General features: G+C 41.0%; 16 protein-coding genes. 9 read left to right on the forward strand and 7 right to left on the reverse strand.

Annotation, left to right across the window (positions count from 1 at the left end; translation table 11 throughout):
• The first annotated feature begins 105 nt into the window (after nucleotides 1–105).
• The 3 genes from malQ (at nucleotide 106) to TZ96_RS10890 (ending at nucleotide 4,381) form a co-directional block, all read left to right on the forward strand.
• A complete protein-coding gene (gene malQ, locus TZ96_RS01170; RefSeq protein WP_045762558.1) occupies nucleotides 106–1,623 on the forward strand; it encodes a 4-alpha-glucanotransferase in 1,518 nt (505 codons plus the stop codon).
• Between the two features lie 23 nt (nucleotides 1,624–1,646).
• On the forward strand, nucleotides 1,647–3,905 hold the full coding sequence (gene glgP, locus TZ96_RS01175) for a glycogen/starch/alpha-glucan family phosphorylase (protein ID WP_045762559.1): 2,259 nt from the start codon (nucleotides 1,647–1,649) through the stop codon (nucleotides 3,903–3,905).
• A gap of 269 nt (nucleotides 3,906–4,174) precedes the next feature.
• Nucleotides 4,175–4,381: a hypothetical protein gene (locus TZ96_RS10890; protein ID WP_045762560.1), complete on the forward strand. Its 207-nt coding sequence runs from the start codon at nucleotides 4,175–4,177 to the stop codon at nucleotides 4,379–4,381.
• Between the two features lie 108 nt (nucleotides 4,382–4,489).
• Here the strand turns inward: TZ96_RS10890 and TZ96_RS01185 are convergent, their stop codons facing one another.
• On the reverse strand, nucleotides 4,490–5,338 hold the full coding sequence (locus TZ96_RS01185) for a putative RNA methyltransferase (RefSeq protein ID WP_045762561.1): 849 nt from the start codon (nucleotides 5,336–5,338) through the stop codon (nucleotides 4,490–4,492).
• A gap of 151 nt (nucleotides 5,339–5,489) precedes the next feature.
• Between TZ96_RS01185 and TZ96_RS01190 the strand changes: the two genes are divergently transcribed.
• Nucleotides 5,490–5,768: a DUF6110 family protein gene (locus TZ96_RS01190; RefSeq protein ID WP_000910910.1), complete on the forward strand. Its 279-nt coding sequence runs from the start codon at nucleotides 5,490–5,492 to the stop codon at nucleotides 5,766–5,768.
• A 1-nt stretch (nucleotide 5,769) separates the two neighbouring features.
• Entirely contained in the window at nucleotides 5,770–7,830 is a 2,061-nt protein-coding gene (locus tag TZ96_RS01195; protein WP_000008777.1) for a heavy metal translocating P-type ATPase, read from the forward strand.
• Nucleotides 7,831–7,907: 77 nt separating this feature from the next.
• On the opposite strand, the gene tyrS is transcribed toward TZ96_RS01195, so the two are convergent.
• Entirely contained in the window at nucleotides 7,908–9,164 is a 1,257-nt protein-coding gene (gene tyrS, locus TZ96_RS01200; RefSeq protein ID WP_000546896.1) for a tyrosine--tRNA ligase, read from the reverse strand.
• Between the two features lie 183 nt (nucleotides 9,165–9,347).
• On the opposite strand from tyrS, the gene mutL reads away from it, so the two are divergent.
• From mutL to TZ96_RS01220, 4 genes are read left to right on the forward strand one after another with little or no spacing between them, the layout of a single operon-like run.
• Complete coding sequence (gene mutL / locus TZ96_RS01205; RefSeq protein WP_045762562.1) at nucleotides 9,348–11,297, forward strand: DNA mismatch repair endonuclease MutL; 1,950 nt, start codon at nucleotides 9,348–9,350, stop codon at nucleotides 11,295–11,297.
• A gap of 15 nt (nucleotides 11,298–11,312) precedes the next feature.
• Complete coding sequence (gene ruvA, locus TZ96_RS01210; RefSeq protein ID WP_045762563.1) at nucleotides 11,313–11,906, forward strand: Holliday junction branch migration protein RuvA; 594 nt, start codon at nucleotides 11,313–11,315, stop codon at nucleotides 11,904–11,906.
• A gap of 9 nt (nucleotides 11,907–11,915) precedes the next feature.
• Complete coding sequence (locus tag TZ96_RS01215) at nucleotides 11,916–12,476, forward strand: DNA-3-methyladenine glycosylase I (protein ID WP_045762564.1); 561 nt, start codon at nucleotides 11,916–11,918, stop codon at nucleotides 12,474–12,476.
• Nucleotides 12,477–13,151 (forward strand): CPBP family intramembrane glutamic endopeptidase, encoded by a 675-nt coding sequence (locus tag TZ96_RS01220; protein WP_045762565.1) that lies wholly within the window; start codon nucleotides 12,477–12,479, stop codon nucleotides 13,149–13,151.
• Nucleotides 13,152–13,195: 44 nt separating this feature from the next.
• Here the strand turns inward: TZ96_RS01220 and TZ96_RS01225 are convergent, their stop codons facing one another.
• The 5 genes from TZ96_RS01225 to TZ96_RS01245 all read right to left on the reverse strand — a co-directional run bounded on the left by TZ96_RS01225 (nucleotide 13,196) and on the right by TZ96_RS01245 (nucleotide 17,818).
• Nucleotides 13,196–14,233, reverse strand: a complete 1,038-nt coding sequence (locus tag TZ96_RS01225; RefSeq protein WP_045762566.1) for a S66 family peptidase — start codon at nucleotides 14,231–14,233, stop codon at nucleotides 13,196–13,198.
• A gap of 150 nt (nucleotides 14,234–14,383) precedes the next feature.
• The gene (locus TZ96_RS01230; RefSeq protein WP_000166358.1) at nucleotides 14,384–14,647 is read right to left on the reverse strand and encodes a SemiSWEET family transporter; all 264 of its coding nucleotides are present in this window, start codon (nucleotides 14,645–14,647) and stop codon (nucleotides 14,384–14,386) included.
• 202 nt (nucleotides 14,648–14,849) lie between these two features.
• Nucleotides 14,850–15,524 carry a DUF1129 domain-containing protein gene (locus TZ96_RS01235; protein ID WP_006146142.1) on the reverse strand — a complete coding sequence of 225 codons (675 nt, stop codon included), beginning with the start codon at nucleotides 15,522–15,524 and terminating at the stop codon, nucleotides 14,850–14,852.
• A gap of 11 nt (nucleotides 15,525–15,535) precedes the next feature.
• Nucleotides 15,536–16,480 carry a magnesium transporter CorA family protein gene (locus TZ96_RS01240; RefSeq protein ID WP_000815631.1) on the reverse strand — a complete coding sequence of 315 codons (945 nt, stop codon included), beginning with the start codon at nucleotides 16,478–16,480 and terminating at the stop codon, nucleotides 15,536–15,538.
• Nucleotides 16,481–16,651: 171 nt separating this feature from the next.
• Entirely contained in the window at nucleotides 16,652–17,818 is a 1,167-nt protein-coding gene (locus tag TZ96_RS01245) for a tyrosine-type recombinase/integrase (protein ID WP_045762567.1), read from the reverse strand.
• Nucleotides 17,819–17,919: the final 101 nt, after the last annotated feature.

Here is a 17,919-nt window from a genome sequence, read left to right on the forward strand (position 1 = left end):
TTTAAAAACGCTTGCATTTATTTTAGAAATGGGTTATACTTTACATAGCGCAAACGTTTGCGCACAAATCTGAACAATTAATAAAAAAACACTTGAGGTGCTATTATGAAGAAACGTCAAAGTGGTGTGTTGATGCACATCTCATCACTTCCAGGAGCTTACGGAATCGGATCATTTGGTCAAAGCACCTATGATTTCGTTGACTTCTTGGTTCGCACTAAGCAACGCTACTGGCAAATCCTTCCTTTGGGAACAACAAGCTATGGTGACTCACCTTACCAATCATTCTCAGCTTTTGCAGGTAATACTCACTTTATCGATCTTGATATCTTGGTGGAGCAAGGTTTGTTGGAAGCAAGTGATCTTGAAGGTGTGGACTTTGGTAGCAACCCAACTGAAGTTGACTACGCTAAAATCTACTATGCACGTCGTCCGCTTCTAGAGAAAGCTGTCAAACGTTTCCTTGAAGCCGGAGATGTCAAAGACTTCGAAAAATTTGCTCAAGAAAATCAATCATGGCTTGAACTATTTGCAGAGTATATGGCTATCAAGGAGCATTTTGATAATCTTGCTTGGACAGAATGGCCAGATGCAGATGCCCGTGCTCGTAAAGCTTCAACTCTTGAAAGCTACCGTGAGAAATTAGCTGACAAGCTTGTTTACCACCGCGTAACCCAATACCTTTTCTTCCAACAATGGTTGAAATTGAAAGCGTACGCTAACGAAAACCACATCGAGATTGTCGGTGATATGCCAATCTATGTAGCGGAAGATTCAAGCGACATGTGGGCTAATCCACATCTCTTCAAGACAGATGTCAACGGGAAAGCGACTTGCATCGCAGGTTGCCCACCAGATGAATTCTCTGCTACTGGTCAGCTCTGGGGTAACCCAATCTATGACTGGGAAGCAATGGATCGCGATGGTTACAAATGGTGGATTGAACGCTTGCGTGAAAGCTTTAAAATCTACGATATCGTGCGTATCGACCACTTCCGTGGATTTGAGTCTTATTGGGAAATCCCAGCTGGTTCTGAAACAGCAGCACCTGGTAAATGGGTGAAAGGACCTGACTACAAACTCTTTGCAGCGGTTAAAGAGGAGCTTGGTGACTTGAACATCATCGCAGAAGACCTTGGATTCATGACAGACGAAGTTATCGAACTACGTGAACGCACTGGATTCCCAGGAATGAAAGTCCTTCAATTTGCCTTCAACCCAGAGCACGAAAGTATCGACAGTCCACACTTGGCACCAGCCAACTCAGTTATGTACACAGGAACACACGATAACAACACTGTTCTTGGTTGGTATCGCAATGAAATCGACGATCCAACTCGTGAGTACATGGCACGTTACACAAACCGCAAGGAATATGAAACAGTAGTACATGCTATGCTTCGTACAGCCTTCTCATCAGTAAGCTTCATGACGATTGCAACTATGCAAGATTTGCTAGAGTTGGATGGTTCAGCTCGTATGAACTTCCCATCTACTCTTGGTGGAAACTGGTCATGGCGTATGACAGAGGATCAATTGACTCCTGCTGTCGAAGAAACTTTGCTTGACTTGACTACAATTTATCGCCGAATCAATGAAAATTTGGTAGAATTAAAGAAATAAGACATTATCAGGAGACACAAAAAATGTTACCATTAAAAGAATTTGTACAAAATCGTTACAATAAATCTATCGCAGAATGTAGCAACGAAGAGCTTTACCTTGCTCTTCTTAACTACAGCAAACTAGCAAGCAGCCAAAAACCAGTCAACACTGGTAAGAAAAAAGTTTACTATATCTCAGCTGAGTTCTTGATTGGTAAACTCTTGTCAAATAACTTGATTAACCTTGGTCTTTATGACGAAGTTAAAAAAGAACTTGCTGACGCAGGTAAAGAGTTGATCGAAATCGAAGAAGTAGAATTGGAACCATCACTTGGTAATGGTGGTTTGGGACGTTTGGCAGCCTGCTTTATTGACTCAATCGCTACACTTGGTTTGAATGGTGACGGTGTTGGTTTGAACTACCACTTTGGTCTTTTCCAACAAGTTCTTAAAAACAACCAACAAGAAACTATTCCTAACGCTTGGTTGACTGACCAAAACTGGTTGGTTCGCTCAAGCCGTAGCTACCAAGTGCCATTTGCACACTTTACATTGACATCTACTCTTTACGATATCGATGTACCTGGTTACAAAACTGCTACGAAAAACCGCTTGCGTTTGTTTGACTTGGATTCAGTTGATTCATCTATCATTGAAGATGGCATTAACTTTGATAAGACAGACATCGCTCGCAACTTGACTCTTTTCCTTTACCCAGACGATAGCGACAAACAAGGTGAATTGCTCCGTATCTTCCAACAATACTTCATGGTTTCAAACGGTGCACAATTGATCATCGATGAAGCAATCGAAAAAGGAAGCAACTTGCACGACCTTGCTGACTACGCAGTTGTACAAATCAACGATACTCACCCATCAATGGTGATTCCTGAATTGATCCGTCTTTTGACTGAACGTGGTATCGAACTTGATGAAGCAATCTCTATCGTTCGTAGCATGACTGCTTACACAAACCACACAATCCTTGCTGAAGCCCTTGAAAAATGGCCTCTTGAATTCTTGGAAGAAGTGGTTCCTCACTTGGTACCAATCATCAAAGAATTGGATCGTCGTGTGAAAGCAGAATACAAAGACCCAGCTGTTCAAATCATCGATGAGAGCGGACGTGTTCACATGGCTCACATGGATATCCACTACGGATACAGCGTAAACGGGGTTGCGGCTCTTCACACTGAAATCTTGAAGAACTCAGAGTTGAAAGCTTTCTACGACATCTACCCAGAAAAATTCAACAACAAAACAAACGGTATCACATTCCGTCGTTGGCTTATGCATGCTAACCCAAGCTTGTCTCACTACTTGGATGAAATCCTTGGACGCGAATGGCACCATGAAGCTTCTAAATTGGAAGACCTTCTTTCATACGAAGACAAGGCTGCTGTCAAAGAAAAATTGGAAAGCATCAAAGCTCACAACAAACGTAAATTGGCTCGTCACTTGAAAGAGCACCAAGGTGTGGAAATCAATACAAACTCTATCTTTGATATCCAAATCAAACGTCTTCACGAATACAAACGTCAACAAATGAACGCTTTGTATGTCATCCACAAATACTTGGACATCAAGGCTGGTAACATCCCTGCTCGTCCAATCACAGTATTCTTTGGTGGTAAAGCAGCTCCTGCCTACACTATCGCTCAAGACATCATCCACTTGATCCTTTGCTTGTCAGAAGTCATTGCCAACGATCCAGCAGTAGCTCCACACTTGCAAGTGGTAATGGTTGAAAACTACAACGTTACTGCAGCAAGCTTCTTAATTCCAGCGTGTGATATCTCTGAACAAATCTCACTTGCTTCTAAAGAAGCTTCAGGTACTGGTAACATGAAATTCATGTTGAACGGAGCTTTGACTCTTGGTACTATGGACGGGGCTAACGTGGAAATCGCTGAGTTGGTTGGAGACGAAAACATCTACATCTTTGGTGAAGATTCAGAAACTGTTATCGACCTTTACGCAAAATCAGCTTACAAATCAAGCGAATTCTACGCTCGTAAAGCGATCAAACCATTGGTTGACTTTATCGTGAGCGACGCTGTTCTTGCAGTTGGTAAGATTGAACGTTTGGAACGTCTTTATAACGAATTAATCAACAAAGACTGGTTCATGACTCTTCTTGACTTGGAAGACTACATCAAAGTGAAAGAGCAAATGCTTGCTGACTACGAAGACCGTGACGCATGGTTGGATAAAGTCATCGTTAACATTGCTAAAGCAGGATTCTTCTCATCTGACCGTACAATCGCTCAGTATAACGAAGATATCTGGCACTTGAACTAAGATATACAATTTAATAGTTATTACACTATCTAGCAAAAAAAGCGAGTTTCAATTGAAATTCGCTTTTTTTTTAATGTTATGGACTTGAGGTTGACTGGTCTCAAAAGAAAAAATAATTTGTCAATAATTTCTAGCCTTAAAAATCAAACCTAGAGAACACTAAGAAGGCTGATTAAGTCTAAGGTTCTTCTTAGCTGTACCTCAAATTTCTTGTATTCGTTTACAAATAGTATTATAATAGTATTATAGTAAAGAAAGAGGGTGTTTTTATGTGGAAAAAATATTTTTCAAAATATAAATGGACTGATTTATTTTGGATTCTTTTTGTAATTGGAGCATGCCTCTTGACGGGTAATAGTTCTTCGTTTCCACTGACTCATCAAGAAATCTCTTTTCATGGATGTTGTTATGGGACATCACTTGCCTTATATCACTTGCTATTTATTGATAAATTTGTCATTTCAAATCGAAAATAAATGGAGAGGTAAAAATTTTTTATACTTTTCGGAAAGACAGTGAAAAATCGTTTTTTAAACCCGCATCTCAAGAAGAGGTGCGGGCTTTGTAGTATCTCAAAAATTTATTTACAGTGCTTTTCCGACCAGAATCTCTGCTTCGATGGTAATCTCTGTCAGTTGGCTCCAATCAATCTTGCTTTGGTCAACGTGAAAGAGGAGGGGTGTCATGCTGAGTAAAGCTTGTCTTTGCTCTGCGGTGATGGATTTGGTCAGGGAAGCAGCCTGGATAGATTGGATGCTGAAATATTCTTGGAAGTGTACCTTGATATCTTGGTTGGAATAGTCCTTCTTTGTCAGCTGGTCCTGTACTATTTGGCGGATTTCCTTGAGGTGGTTTTCGGTAGGGATGACCTTGATTAAGATACCATCTTTTGATAAAACTCGTTGAAATTCTCCATAATTTGCAGGAGAGAAGATATCAAGAAGGATATTCATGCTAGCGTCTTTTATAGGAAGTTGAGTCAGGTCACCGACAAACCAATTGACTGCCCAGTTGGGTTCGCTCTTGGCAGCGATTTGGACCGAATCTTTTGAAATATCAAAGGCATAGAAGATCTTGTCAGGGTGCACTTCCTGAAGTTTGCGAGAGTAGAAGCCTTCGCCACAGCCGATATCTAAAATTGTTTTGGCAGTTTTTGAACTTGCAATTAAATCAGAGATGGCATCTAGAATAGTTTGGTAAAAGCCAGCTTCTAGGATTTGCTGGCGATTTTGAAAGTTTTCTTTATCGTAGTTGGCGGATTGTTTGATTTGAGGGGCAAGATTGACATAGCCGAATTTTGCTAGGTCAAAAGAATGCCGATTCTCACATTTAAGACTAGACTCTACCAAGGTCAGATTTTCTTGGCAGATAGGGCAGGCAAAGGCACTAGCAGAAGCAAAGCGCTGGAGTTTGGGTTTGAGGTTTGTATTCATAGTTTAAGTGTATCAAAAGAGGCAAATGAAAGCAACTTTAGGAATAAGTAAATGGGAGATTCAGTAGAAATAAAACTAATTCTCCAATTTATAGAATGAAATTGCTTTTATATCTAAATTGCTATATAATAATGATAAGGAGGAAATAAGTATGTTAAAAGAAGTACTAACCGTTGCAAAAGTTGCGAAAAAATCATCACTCTTTTTGGGTGGTGTCGCATTTGGTACCCTTGGTTTGAAAATCTTAGCAAGTAAGGAAGCTAAAAAAGGTTATTCTAAAGCTTTGGCTAAGGCTTACAAGTTGAAAGACGGGCTAGATGCATCTGTTTCTGTTGTGAAACAACATGGAGACGATGTCTTGCAAGATGCCAAATATTTGTACGAGCAAGAGAAAAAAGAAGAGCAATTAGATAGCCTTATAGGAGAATAATATGTCTTTTAAAGTGCTACATAGAGGATACCAACATATCCGACTATCATCTTCTTTTTCACTCACCTTGGATATTCAAGACTATCTTCGTTCCTTGGCGAGAGATGAAAAGGGGATTGAGTCTATCCAGTTTTACATGGATCAACAGCACTTTACTCTACGCATAAAAGAAGGCTTTTCTGTATTAGATAATGCAGAAGCCTTTTTAAAAAGAATTGATAAAGGGAAAGTTTCTGAGTTGATGACTCTTCCCATTCGTAGAGAAGAGAGTGCTTATTCTATTGTTTCAGGTGCAGCGATTAAGCGTGTACTTTTTCGTAGTTTTGTGCCGTATCCTATTCGCTATATATGGACTTGTTATCAGGCTTTGGGTTATATTAGAGAAGCCTATCAAACACTAGCGCGTAAGGAACTAACGATGGAGGTCTTGGACTGTTCGGCGATTTTATTGTCCTTGTTTATGAACCAATCCAAGACAGCTAGCAATATCATGTTTATGCTTGATTTGGGGAATCATTTAGATCAGTGGTCCTTGAAAAAAACTGCAACAGATTTAGAACAGAGTCTTCTTGCAAAAGAGAGCGATGTATTCCTAGTACAGGGTGATACGGTCGTTAGTATCAAGAGTTCCAATGTTCAAATAGGAGATGTCTTGGTATTATCTCAAGGAAATGAAATTCTGTTTGATGGACAAGTAGTTTCAGGTTTAGGTATGGTCAACGAAAGTTCCTTGACGGGAGAGAGTTTTCCAGTTGAAAAAAGAGAGTCTGATTTGGTTTGTGCAAATACAGTATTAGAAACTGGAGAGTTACGCATTCGTGTAACCGATAATCAGATGAACAGCCGGATTTTACAACTGATTGAGTTGATGAAGAAATCTGAAGAAAACAAGAAAACGAAACAACGCTATTTCATCAAAATGGCGGATAAGGTCGTCAAATATAATTTCTTGGGGGCTGGTCTGACTTACCTATTAACAGGTTCTTTTTCTAAGGCTATTTCTTTCCTATTGGTCGATTTCTCCTGCGCTTTGAAAATCTCTACTCCTGTAGCTTATTTGACAGCTATCAAGGAGGGGTTGAACCGTGAAATGGTGATTAAGGATGGGGCTGTTCTGGAGAAATATCTGGAAGTTGATACTTTCTTATTTGATAAGACGGGAACAATCACAACTAGCTATCCGATAGTTGAAAAGGTGTTACCTTTTGGAGACAATAGTGAGGAAGATATTCTCAGAATCAGTGCCTGTCTTGAGGAACACATTTATCATCCTATTGCTAATGCCATCGTCAAGCAAGCCGAGATAGAGGGAATTGAACATGAGGAAATGCATGGGAAACTCCAATATATCGCAAGTAAGGGGATCAAATCTCATATAGATGGCCAACCAGTTCTTATTGGGAATTATGTCTTGATGCAGGATGAGCAGATTCATATCAGTTCAGAACAAAATGCTTTAATTGAAGAGTACAAGAGTCACTACAATCTCTTATTCTTAGCCTACCAGAATGAATTGATTGGAATGTTCTGTATTCATACTCCTTTGAGAAAAGAAGCAAAAGCAGCCTTGGAGAAACTTAAGGCACAAGGGAAAAAATTGATTCTGGCAACAGGGGACACCCTGGTTAGGACAGAGGAATTAGTCAAAGATTTGCCCTTTGATCAGGTCTATACAGACTTGAAACCTGATGGGAAATTTGAGTTAGTAGAGGAACTGCAGAAAGCAGGTCACACTATTTTGATGGTTGGAGATGGATTGAATGACTCAGCGGCTCTAACCCTATCAGATATCGGTGTGGTGATGAATGAGAGTGCAGATATTTCTAAGCAGATGAGTGATATCTTATTGTTAGATAATCGCTTGGATTTCTTCCAAGAGTTGGATTCGCTATCATCATCTTTGCAAACACTCATCAAGAAGAATATTCAAGATACCGTTGTCGTAAATAGTAGTTTGATTGGCTTTGGCTTGTTTAACTGGCTCAGCCCTTCAAATCTTTCTATCTTACATAATCTAACAACCTTACGCATTGTACTGCGTAGCCTGTCTATTAAGGGATAGGTGGGGACTATTCACAGCAAAAAGGAGTTACCTTTATCGAGGTTAACTCCTTTGTTTATAGGTAAATGTTGAACAATTTAGTAAGTCAATACAAAATATTTTTTCTTACCGCGACGGATAACGGTCAATTCATTTTCTAATTTATCGCTATCGCTCAAGACATAGTCAAGGTCTTGGATACGGTCGCCGTTGACGTAGATGGCACCGTTTTGAACATCTTCACGGGCTTGACGTTTTGAGTTAACCACGCCAGAAGATACAAGAAGTTCAACGATGTTGTGATTTTCGTCTGCTTGTACTTGGTAGTTTGGCACGCCACGAAGTCCTTGTTTGAGTTCTTTGACAGAAAGGTTTTTGATATTTCCTGCAAAGAGTTGTTCAGTGATGTTAAGGGCTTCTTTGTAAGCTTCTTCTCCGTGAACAAGAGTCACAACTTCACGAGCGAGGACTTTTTGAGCCAAGCGTTCGTGTGGAGCTGCTTCAAATTGTTTGCGGATGTCTTCAATCTCATCAAGTGACAAGAAAGTAAAGATTTTCAAGAAGCGAACAGCGTCAGCGTCCATAACATTCATCCAGAATTGGTACATTTCGTATGGAGAAGTCTTTTCAGGGTTGAGCCAAACAGCATTTCCTTCTGATTTACCAAATTTCTTACCAGTTGCGTCTGTGATGAGTGGAACAGTGATTACGTGACCAGTCTTGTCAGCCTTACGACGAAGCAATTCTGTACCAGCTGTCATATTTCCCCATTGGTCAGAACCACCGATTTGGAGGGTTACATTGTGCTCTTGGTTAAGGACAAAGAAGTCGTAACCTTGCATGATTTGGTAGGCAAATTCTGTGTAAGAAATCCCTGTTTCAATCCGTTTTTTAACAGACTCCTTGCTCATCATGTAGTTGACAGTGAAGTATTTTCCGATATCACGGAGGAAATCAATGAAGCTGATGCTGCCAAACCAGTCGTAGTTGTTGACCATGACAGCTTTGTTTTCACCATTTTCAAAATCAAGAAAGCGAGAAAGTTGTCCTTGGATAGACTTGACCCAGCCATCTACTGTGTCTTTTGTTTGGAGACTACGCTCAGCATCTTTGAAGGACGGATCTCCGATGAGACCTGTAGCACCGCCAACGAGCGCATAAGGTTTGTGACCTGCTAACTGCAAGCGACGACTTGTCAAGATTGCGACAAGGTGGCCTAGGTGAAGGCTGTCAGCAGTTGGATCGTAGCCAGTATAATAAGAAACTTGACCTTCTTCTAGGGCTTTACGCAAAGCTTCTTCATCAGTCGTTTGAAAAATCAAACCACGCTCTTTTAGCTCATCAAAAATGTGCATGTGTCTTTTCTCCTTTTTAAAATATTGTTTCTACCTATTTTACCACAAACTTGGCAAATAACCTAGTAAAATCGGGAAGAAAGTTGCTACTCGGACTTTTTTGGAAACGAGTGAAATATGGTATAATAGCACTAGCTTATTTTCAGAGAAATAGATAAAAATAGTTGAGAAAGGGGCTGGAAAATGTCTCATATTATTGAATTACCAGAAGTATTGGCCAACCAAATTGCAGCAGGAGAAGTTATCGAGCGTCCTGCTAGCGTTGTCAAAGAATTAGTTGAAAATGCTATCGACGCTGGCTCAAGCCAGATTATCGTTGAGATTGAAGAAGCTGGTCTTAAGAAAATCCAAATAACAGATAATGGTCACGGGATTGCCCACGATGAAGTCGAGTTGGCTCTCCGCCGTCATGCAACCAGTAAGATTAAGAATCAAGCGGATCTTTTTCGGATTCGGACCCTCGGCTTTCGTGGTGAAGCCCTGCCCTCTATCGCATCTGTCAGTGTTTTGACTTTGTTGACAGCGGTGGACGGTGCCAGTCACGGGACCAAGCTAGTGGCTCGTGGGGGAGAAGTTGAGGAAATCATTCCAGCGACCAGTCCTGTTGGGACCAAGGTTTGTGTGGAGGATCTCTTTTTCAACACACCGGCTCGTCTCAAGTATATGAAGAGTCAGCAGGCAGAGTTGTCTCACATCATTGATATTGTCAACCGTCTGGGGCTAGCCCATCCTGAGATTTCTTTTAGCCTGATTAGTGATGGCAAGGAAATGACACGAACAGCTGGTACGGGTCAACTGCGTCAAGCCATTGCTGGAATCTATGGTTTAGCCAGTGCCAAAAAAATGGTTGAGATTGAGAATTCGGACCTAGACTTTGAGATTTCAGGTTTTGTCTCATTGCCTGAATTGACGCGGGCTAATCGCAACTATATCAGTCTTTTTATCAATGGCCGTTATATCAAAAATTTCCTGCTCAATCGTGCTATTCTTGACGGTTACGGCAGCAAACTCATGGTGGGGCGTTTTCCGCTGGCTGTGATTCATATCCAGATTGACCCTTATCTAGCGGATGTCAATGTGCATCCAACCAAGCAAGAAGTGCGGATTTCCAAGGAAAGAGAACTGATGGCGCTGGTTTCAGAAGCTATCGCAAAGAGCCTCAAGGAACAGACCTTGATTCCAGATGCCTTGGAAAATCTTGCAAAGTCTACCGTTCGCAATCGTGAAAAAGTAGAGCAAACCATTCTCCCACTTAAAGAAAACAATCTCTACTACGAGCAAACGGAAGCAACAATCTCTATTCCAGCTGAGGTTTCAGACAGTCAAGTAGACTTGACTGAAGAGAAACAGGATTTGAGCCTCTTCGCCAAGGAAACATTGGATCAGTTGACCAAGCCGGCCAAACTGCATTTTGCAGAGAGAAAACCGGTTAGTTACGATCAACTAGACCATCCAGAGTTAGATATGGCTAGTTTGGATAAGGCTTATGACAAGCTGGAGCGGGAAGAGTCTTCGAGCTTCCCAGAGTTGGAATTTTTCGGGCAGATGCACGGGACCTATCTCTTTGCCCAAGGTCGAGATGGTCTTTACATCATAGACCAACATGCAGCCCAGGAACGGGTTAAGTATGAGGAATACCGTGAAAGCATTGGTAATGTTGACCAGAGCCAGCAGCAGCTCCTAGTGCCTTACATCTTTGAATTTCCAGCAGATGATGCCCTTCGTCTCAAGGAAAGAATGCCTCTCTTAGAGGAAGTCGGCGTCTTTCTAGCAGAGTACGGGGAGAACCAATTTATCCTAAGGGAACATCCTATTTGGATGGCAGAAGAGGAAATCGAGTCAGGTATCTATGAGATGTGTGATATGCTCCTCTTGACCAAGGAAGTTTCTATCAAGAAATACCGAGCAGAGCTGGCCATTATGATGTCCTGCAAACGCTCAATCAAAGCCAACCATCGTATCGATGACCACTCAGCTAGACAACTCCTCTATCAGCTCTCTCAATGTGACAACCCCTACAACTGTCCACACGGACGTCCTGTTTTGGTGCATTTTACCAAGTCAGACATGGAAAAGATGTTCCGTCGCATTCAAGAAAATCATACAAGCCTACGCGAACTAGGAAAATACTAAATTGAAGGGAAAATTATGTACGAATATCTAAAGGGTATTATTACCAAAATTACTGCTAAATACATTGTTCTAGAAGCTAACGGTATCGGCTACATCCTGCATGTAGCCAACCCCTATGCTTACTCAGGACAAGTCAACCAAGAAGCACAAATCTATGTGCATCAAGTTGTTCGAGAAGACGCTCATCTACTTTACGGTTTCCGTTCAGAAGACGAGAAAAAACTCTTTCTCAGCTTGATTTCGGTGTCGGGCATTGGTCCAGTATCAGCTCTGGCTATTATTGCGGCGGATGACAATGCAGGCCTTGTCCAAGCTATCGAAAGCAAGAACATCACTTACTTGACCAAGTTTCCGAAGATCGGCAAGAAAACAGCCCAACAGATGGTTTTGGACCTAGAAGGTAAGGTGGTTGTGGCAGGTGATGACCTCCCTGCTAAGACTGCTACTCCATCTAGCAACGACAACCAAGAATTGGAAGAAGCCATGGAAGCCATGTTGGCCTTGGGCTACAAGGCGACCGAGCTTAAGAAGATCAAGAAATTCTTTGAAGGAACTTCTGATACAGCTGAAAACTACATCAAATCGGCCCTTAAGATGTTGGTGAAATAGGAGAAGTCTATGCCAAAACGCTGTGGCTGGGTTAAAATGAACAACCCTTTGTATGTAGCCTACCATGATGAAGAGTGGGGCCAACCCCTCCATGATGATCAAGCATTGTTTGAGTTGTTGTGTATGGAGACCTATCAGGCAGGCCTGTCTTGGGAAACGGTGCTCAATAAACGCCAAGCCTTCCGTCAAGCTTTTCATGGTTACCACCTTCAACACGTCGCAGACATGACAGATGAAGAACTGGAAGCTTTGATGAATAATCCAGCTATCATCCGAAATCGTGCCAAAATCTTTGCGACACGTGCCAATGCCCAGGCTTTTTTACAAGTCCAGGCAGAATTTGGCGCCTTTGATGTTTATCTTTGGTCTTTTGTTGATGGAAAAACCATGGTCAATGATGTCCCGGACTACAGTCAAGCACCAGCCAAAACGCCTTTGTCTGAAAAAATATCCAAGGATCTCAAAAAACGAGGCTTTAAGTTCACTGGGCCAGTTGCTGTATTGTCTTTTCTACAGGCTGCAGGTCTAGTTGATGACCATGAGAATGATTGTGAATGGAAGGGGAATTAAATAATGTCTAACAAATATAAGGGAGTTCTGATTTTTGGGCTCCTATATACAATTCTCTTTGTGTTTGATGGTATACGAGTATTTGATGCTCCATTACCTTCTTCTGCAGGGACTTATTTAGTCTATACCATCATGTTTGTGTATGGTTGCTTCTTATTTAAGTCCCTATTGCTCCAAAAGTGGGAAGAAGTTAGAAATTCTAAAAGGAAATTTATCTTTGGGGTTTTAAAAGGCTGGGGCTTGCTTTTCCTTTTAACCATTCTCTTTGGGCTCCTATCGGAAATAGTGAAACAGGTGTTGGGATTAAGCGGACAGGGACTAAACGAGGCTAATATACAAACTGCCTTTAAAGAACAACCACTACTGATAGGGGGTTTTGCCTGTGTCATAGGACCTTTAGTGGAAGAGCTCTTTTTCCGTCAAATTTTATTGAAATATTTGAGGAAAAGTCTACCAACTTGGCTGAGTGTCTTTTTGGTCAGTCTTGCCTTTGCGCTTACTCATATGCACAGTTTGTCTTTATCAGAGTGGGTCAGTGCAGTCGGATACTTAGGTGGGGGCCTTGCCTTTTCTATTATTTATGTGAAAGAAAAGGAGAATGTCTACTATCCCCTACTTGTTCACATGTTAGGCAATAGCCTATCCTTTATTATTTTAGCTATCGGTAGTATGTGATGAAAATGCTAGTAACGATACTGAAAAAAGCTGAGAAATTCATCTCAGCTTTCTTTGTTATAGTCAAAACGAATGACTTGCTCCGTTGCATCTACATAGGCGTGGACTCCGAAGGGGACAATAGCTCTTGGAGTTGCGTGTCCAACATTCAGATTATAGACAATTGGGATATTGCTGTCAATGATATCCAATAGTGCCTCTTTATAGTCGTCATAGAAAGTTTCATCCATAGGTTTTCCGACCAAGAGTCCACTGATGACCGCGAATATGCCCGTGTCCTTTAAAGTCCGCAACATCTTTTTGAAGTCTTCAGGATTAGGCTTTTCTTCGCTGGTTTCTAGCAGTAGGATCTTTCCTTCCCAGTCGGATAAGTCAGGGAAAAGTTTGTATTCTTGGCAGAGCTCCGTGCTGTCTTCGTATCGAGAGTTGTCAAAGATATCGTAGAGAGATTCGAGGCAACCACCGAGGATTTCTCCCTCGAACTGGGCATTTCCTTGTAACAAGTCAAAACCAGTATTTGCATGGCTGACACGAGGTGTTCCCAAGGCTTTGGGACTAAAATCAGTCCGTTCCTCATACCAAACGTTACTAGGGCGGATTTCTGAGATTCTACCAGTCTCAATCAATTCTTTAAAGTAGTGAAGGCTATAGGCTAGCATTTCTTTGTCTAATTCACAAATGTCTGCTAAAAAGGATTGGCCGTAAAAAGTCTTGATTCCTAGTTTATGCAACATGAGATGGTTCATGGTCGTATCCGAGAAGCCAAGAAAAATCTTTTGTTTGATAACTTTTTCTAGTTGGTCATTTTCAAAAAGATAGGGCAATAAGCGATAGGTATCGTTTCCACCAATGGCGCATAGGATCATGTCGATGCTATCATCAGAAAAGGCCTGAATCAAATCCTCTGCACGAGCTTCAGGATGTTCTTTGATAAAATCTAAGCCTTTTAGCGAATGGGGTAAAAAGATAGGATTGAGTCTCAGGTCTTTGAGTCGTTGGACCCCCAAGTCCACTTCGTGCTTGACAAAGTCCTCTCCGACAATCCCACTAGATAAACTTACGATACCAATAGTAGAAACCATATCTCATCCTCCTAGAAATAAATTGATGCTATTGTATCACAAAAGATGAGGGGAAACAACAAGAATTAGAATCAGAAAAAGGCTTTTAGATCGAGAAAGTAGTAAAAAAGCAACCGTTCGATGTGGTTGCTTTTTATAGTAGTTAATTTCTTATAGAGCAGTAAGGAAGGTCAGTCCGCCAAGGACAACCCCGGCTGAGTTTGGAATGATTAGAATCCAATCTTTCTTAGGCTCTTTTGTCCATCCATAAATGACCCAGATTAAGCAAGAGATTGCTGCTGATAAAGGTTGAAATGGTTGAGCTTTGTTCCCTTGTAAATTGGCAAAAATTTGGGGGATGTAGGCTATAAATACAATAATCCCAATAAAGGCACCAATTGAACCAACAATTTGATTAATTCTCTGTTTAGTCATATATATTTCTCCTTATTATTTTATTAGTATAACAGAAAAACAACTTGGATTCAAGGATAAAACCTCGGGATTCCAAGGGAAGACTTTACATTGAAGTAAATTTAGACAAAATGTCTATTTATGATTTTGACGAATCAATAAATGATTTGGAACTACAAAAAAAGTAGTCTGTCTACAAAACACACTACTTTCATTGTTTATCTTAATATCTAGCAGGTCCTGCACTTGCGCTCTTGATGTTGAAACGTTTTTTGAGGTAGAAACGTAGGGCAAGGAGAGCTCCTCCAATCACCAACAAAACAAGTGGTGGGAGACTAATGTTGATGGCTTGTGGAAGGAAGTTACTCAAGAAGAGGATGAAGACCCAAGCAAACATAGTCGCTAACATAACCAAAAGTGATTTCCAGAATGGAGGACGTTGGCTACGGTCAGTATCTGGTCCGTAGTAGCGGTAGATGAAGTGATAGAGGAGGTAGAAGGCAACTCCACCAAAGGCCCCTACACTGATAAGTGTTACCAATCCGTAAGCTACGGGTTGGTTTGAGAAGAAGCTCATCAAGGCACTAACTACTGCAAACAGTCCTGTAATGAAAAGGGCTGAATCCAACATCATCAATTTTGGATCGTCATTTTCCTTTGGATGTTCTTTCTCGTATTGCTCTTTTTCGCTGAAGCTGTGAGCCCAGTGAGTTGGTGCTCCATAGATAGAACGAGCGGTCACACCTTTTGGTTGTTCTTCAAGGATATGAGGGATGACTTCTTCAAGGATGGCCTTGATTTCAGCGTCGGTTTTTCCGTCCTTGAGAAATTGTTGGGTTGCAATGTGGATAAATTCTTGGTTTTTCTTAGTTAATTCTTTTAAATCAATCTGTGACATAATAACTCCTGTTAGAACCATTTTTTATGGATGAGGTAAAGAGTGAGAGAAACACTCATAGCAAAGGCGATAAAGACGATGAGCCAGAAAGCGTGCGGTTCTCCGTTTAAAGGAATTTCATTATCCTTAAAGTTCATTCCGTAGGCTGAGAAAATCATGGTCGGGATGGACATAACGATAGTCACAAGTGCCAAGGTTTTCATGATATTGTTCTGGTTGTTTGAAATGATAGAAGCAAAGGTCTCTGTCATAGAGTGAAGGACGTTTCCATAGATGTCCGCCATCTCGATGGCCTGTTGCGTTTCAATCAAGGTATCTTCCAGTAAGTCTTCGTCTTCGAGATATTTCTTGATATTGCTAGTTGCGCTGGTCAATTTTTTAATCACGCGCTCATTTGTTTTAAGTGAAGCTTTGAAGTAGACGATAGTCTTTTCCAACTCCATGAGTTCAATCAATTCTTCGTTTCGAGTAGATTTGTGAAGTTGACTCTCAATCTGCTCACTCTTACGTTCAATCGAACGGAGGGCAGTTAGGTAAATCTCCGCATTGCGGTATAGGATTTGGAAGATGAAGCGCGAACGCATGAAGGTATAGAAATTTCGAAGCCTACGATTGATAAAGACATCAAGAAGTGGTAGAGGCTCCAAGCAAGTGGTAATAATAGCCTCTTCTGTGATGATAATCCCCAAGGGAATAGTCACGTAGTAGGTTTGGTTATTTCTTTCCTCTGTGATTGGGACGTCTACGATGATCAAGGTGTACTCATCTTCGATGGTGATACGAGACATCTCTTCTGCATCGAGCGGTGCACGGAGGTCGGCAATATCAATATCAAAGGCCGAGGCGATTTCCATCGATTCGCTTTGAGTAGGATTGACGAGATTGATCCAAGTGCCCGGCTGGAGCGTATCAATCTCTTTAAATTCAGTTGTTGTTGAGAGAAAGACTTGTTTCATATCTCCGATCCTTTCCTAATCTAATCCGTGTTTCAGTGATTTTTGACACCGTACTATTATACTACAAAATCGGCTTTTTTCAAATAAAATCTTACAAAAACACCGTTGTTATTGGCTTCTTGCTTTGTCTTGAAACGTTGATTTTTGAATTTGCTCCCCTTTTTGCTCCCCTTATAGTGCTTTTAGTGCAGTTTCGTAGAATGAGACTGCTTTTTTTGCGTTCTCTTTTGAGAGGTGGCTATAGATGTCCATGGTCATGGATAAAGTAGAATGACCTAAACGGTGCTGAAGTTCTTTGTAAGGAATACCAGAGTTAAGCAATAAACTAGCGTGAGTGTGACGGAATCCGTGAAAGCCAATGTTAGGAACATCAGCACGCTTAAAATGTGTTTGCAATCTTCTTTTAAGTTTTGAACTGCAAGGATATTCATGAATGAAATCAGAAAATACCACGCTTTCACGTTGTCCTATCTTCCAGGCCTCTTTAGCTTGGCGTAGCTTGTACTGTTTTAGCATGCTAACAGTCGCTTGATCTATATCTATATCCCGATAACTAGCCTTAGATTTGGGGCTATTGATTTCTAAATCCCGATTTAGTGTTTTGGTGATGTGTACAATGGCACCGTCTAAGTCAATATCAGACCAGGAAAGGGCTAGAGCCTCATTGATACGGCAACCAGTAGCCAGTAGGAACTTATAGAGCGTTACCTCATAGTAATAACGATATCTATTGCTATCTAAATTATCGAGATAAACAAGAAACTTTTTTAATTCTTGATTGTCAAAGTGCTTTACCTTTTGGCGCTTTGTTTTCTGAGTGTTACGAGGTAAAACAACATCACGGGCAGGATTGGACGGTATCGCTTGCATGGTTACGCCATACTGTAAGATACGTTTGTTTAAAGCGTGTATCATATCATAGTGTAGAAAAGCCCCTTTTTCCCCTCTGTTAGCCTTGTCGGCAAGTTTGTTGATAATTGACTGGATAAGTGGAGCGGTGAGCTTGTCGAGCTTATAAGCGCCAAAAATAGGCAATATATGATTATCAAGTAGCTTTCTAACATTGCCTTGAGTGTTTGGCTTAACAGTATTTTTATAACTTTCCCACCAGAGAGTGGCTAATTCTTGATAGCTTGTTATGGTACTAGCTTTTTGTCTAGTACAACCGTCTTTCTGAAAAGCAATTTTTTCTTGAGTAGCTTTCTGCTTAACTTCCTTTTGTGTCCGCCCTGTTACCTTAGTTTTAACTTTCTTTCCTGTTACCTGGTCAATTCCTAGATATACATTAGCACGATAGACTTTACTACCGTCTTTTTTTATAACTTCAGTTATTTTCATGATGATAAACCTTTCTAAAATACATCAGCAGGCAAGCTATTATTAAAAAGGTTTTAGACTGTGGTTCATATCATGCTAGGGCTTCACAGATTGCCCCTATT

Origin of the sequence: Streptococcus infantis, assembly GCF_000963255.1 — a bacterium.
Classification (GTDB): domain Bacteria; phylum Bacillota; class Bacilli; order Lactobacillales; family Streptococcaceae; genus Streptococcus; species Streptococcus nidrosiense.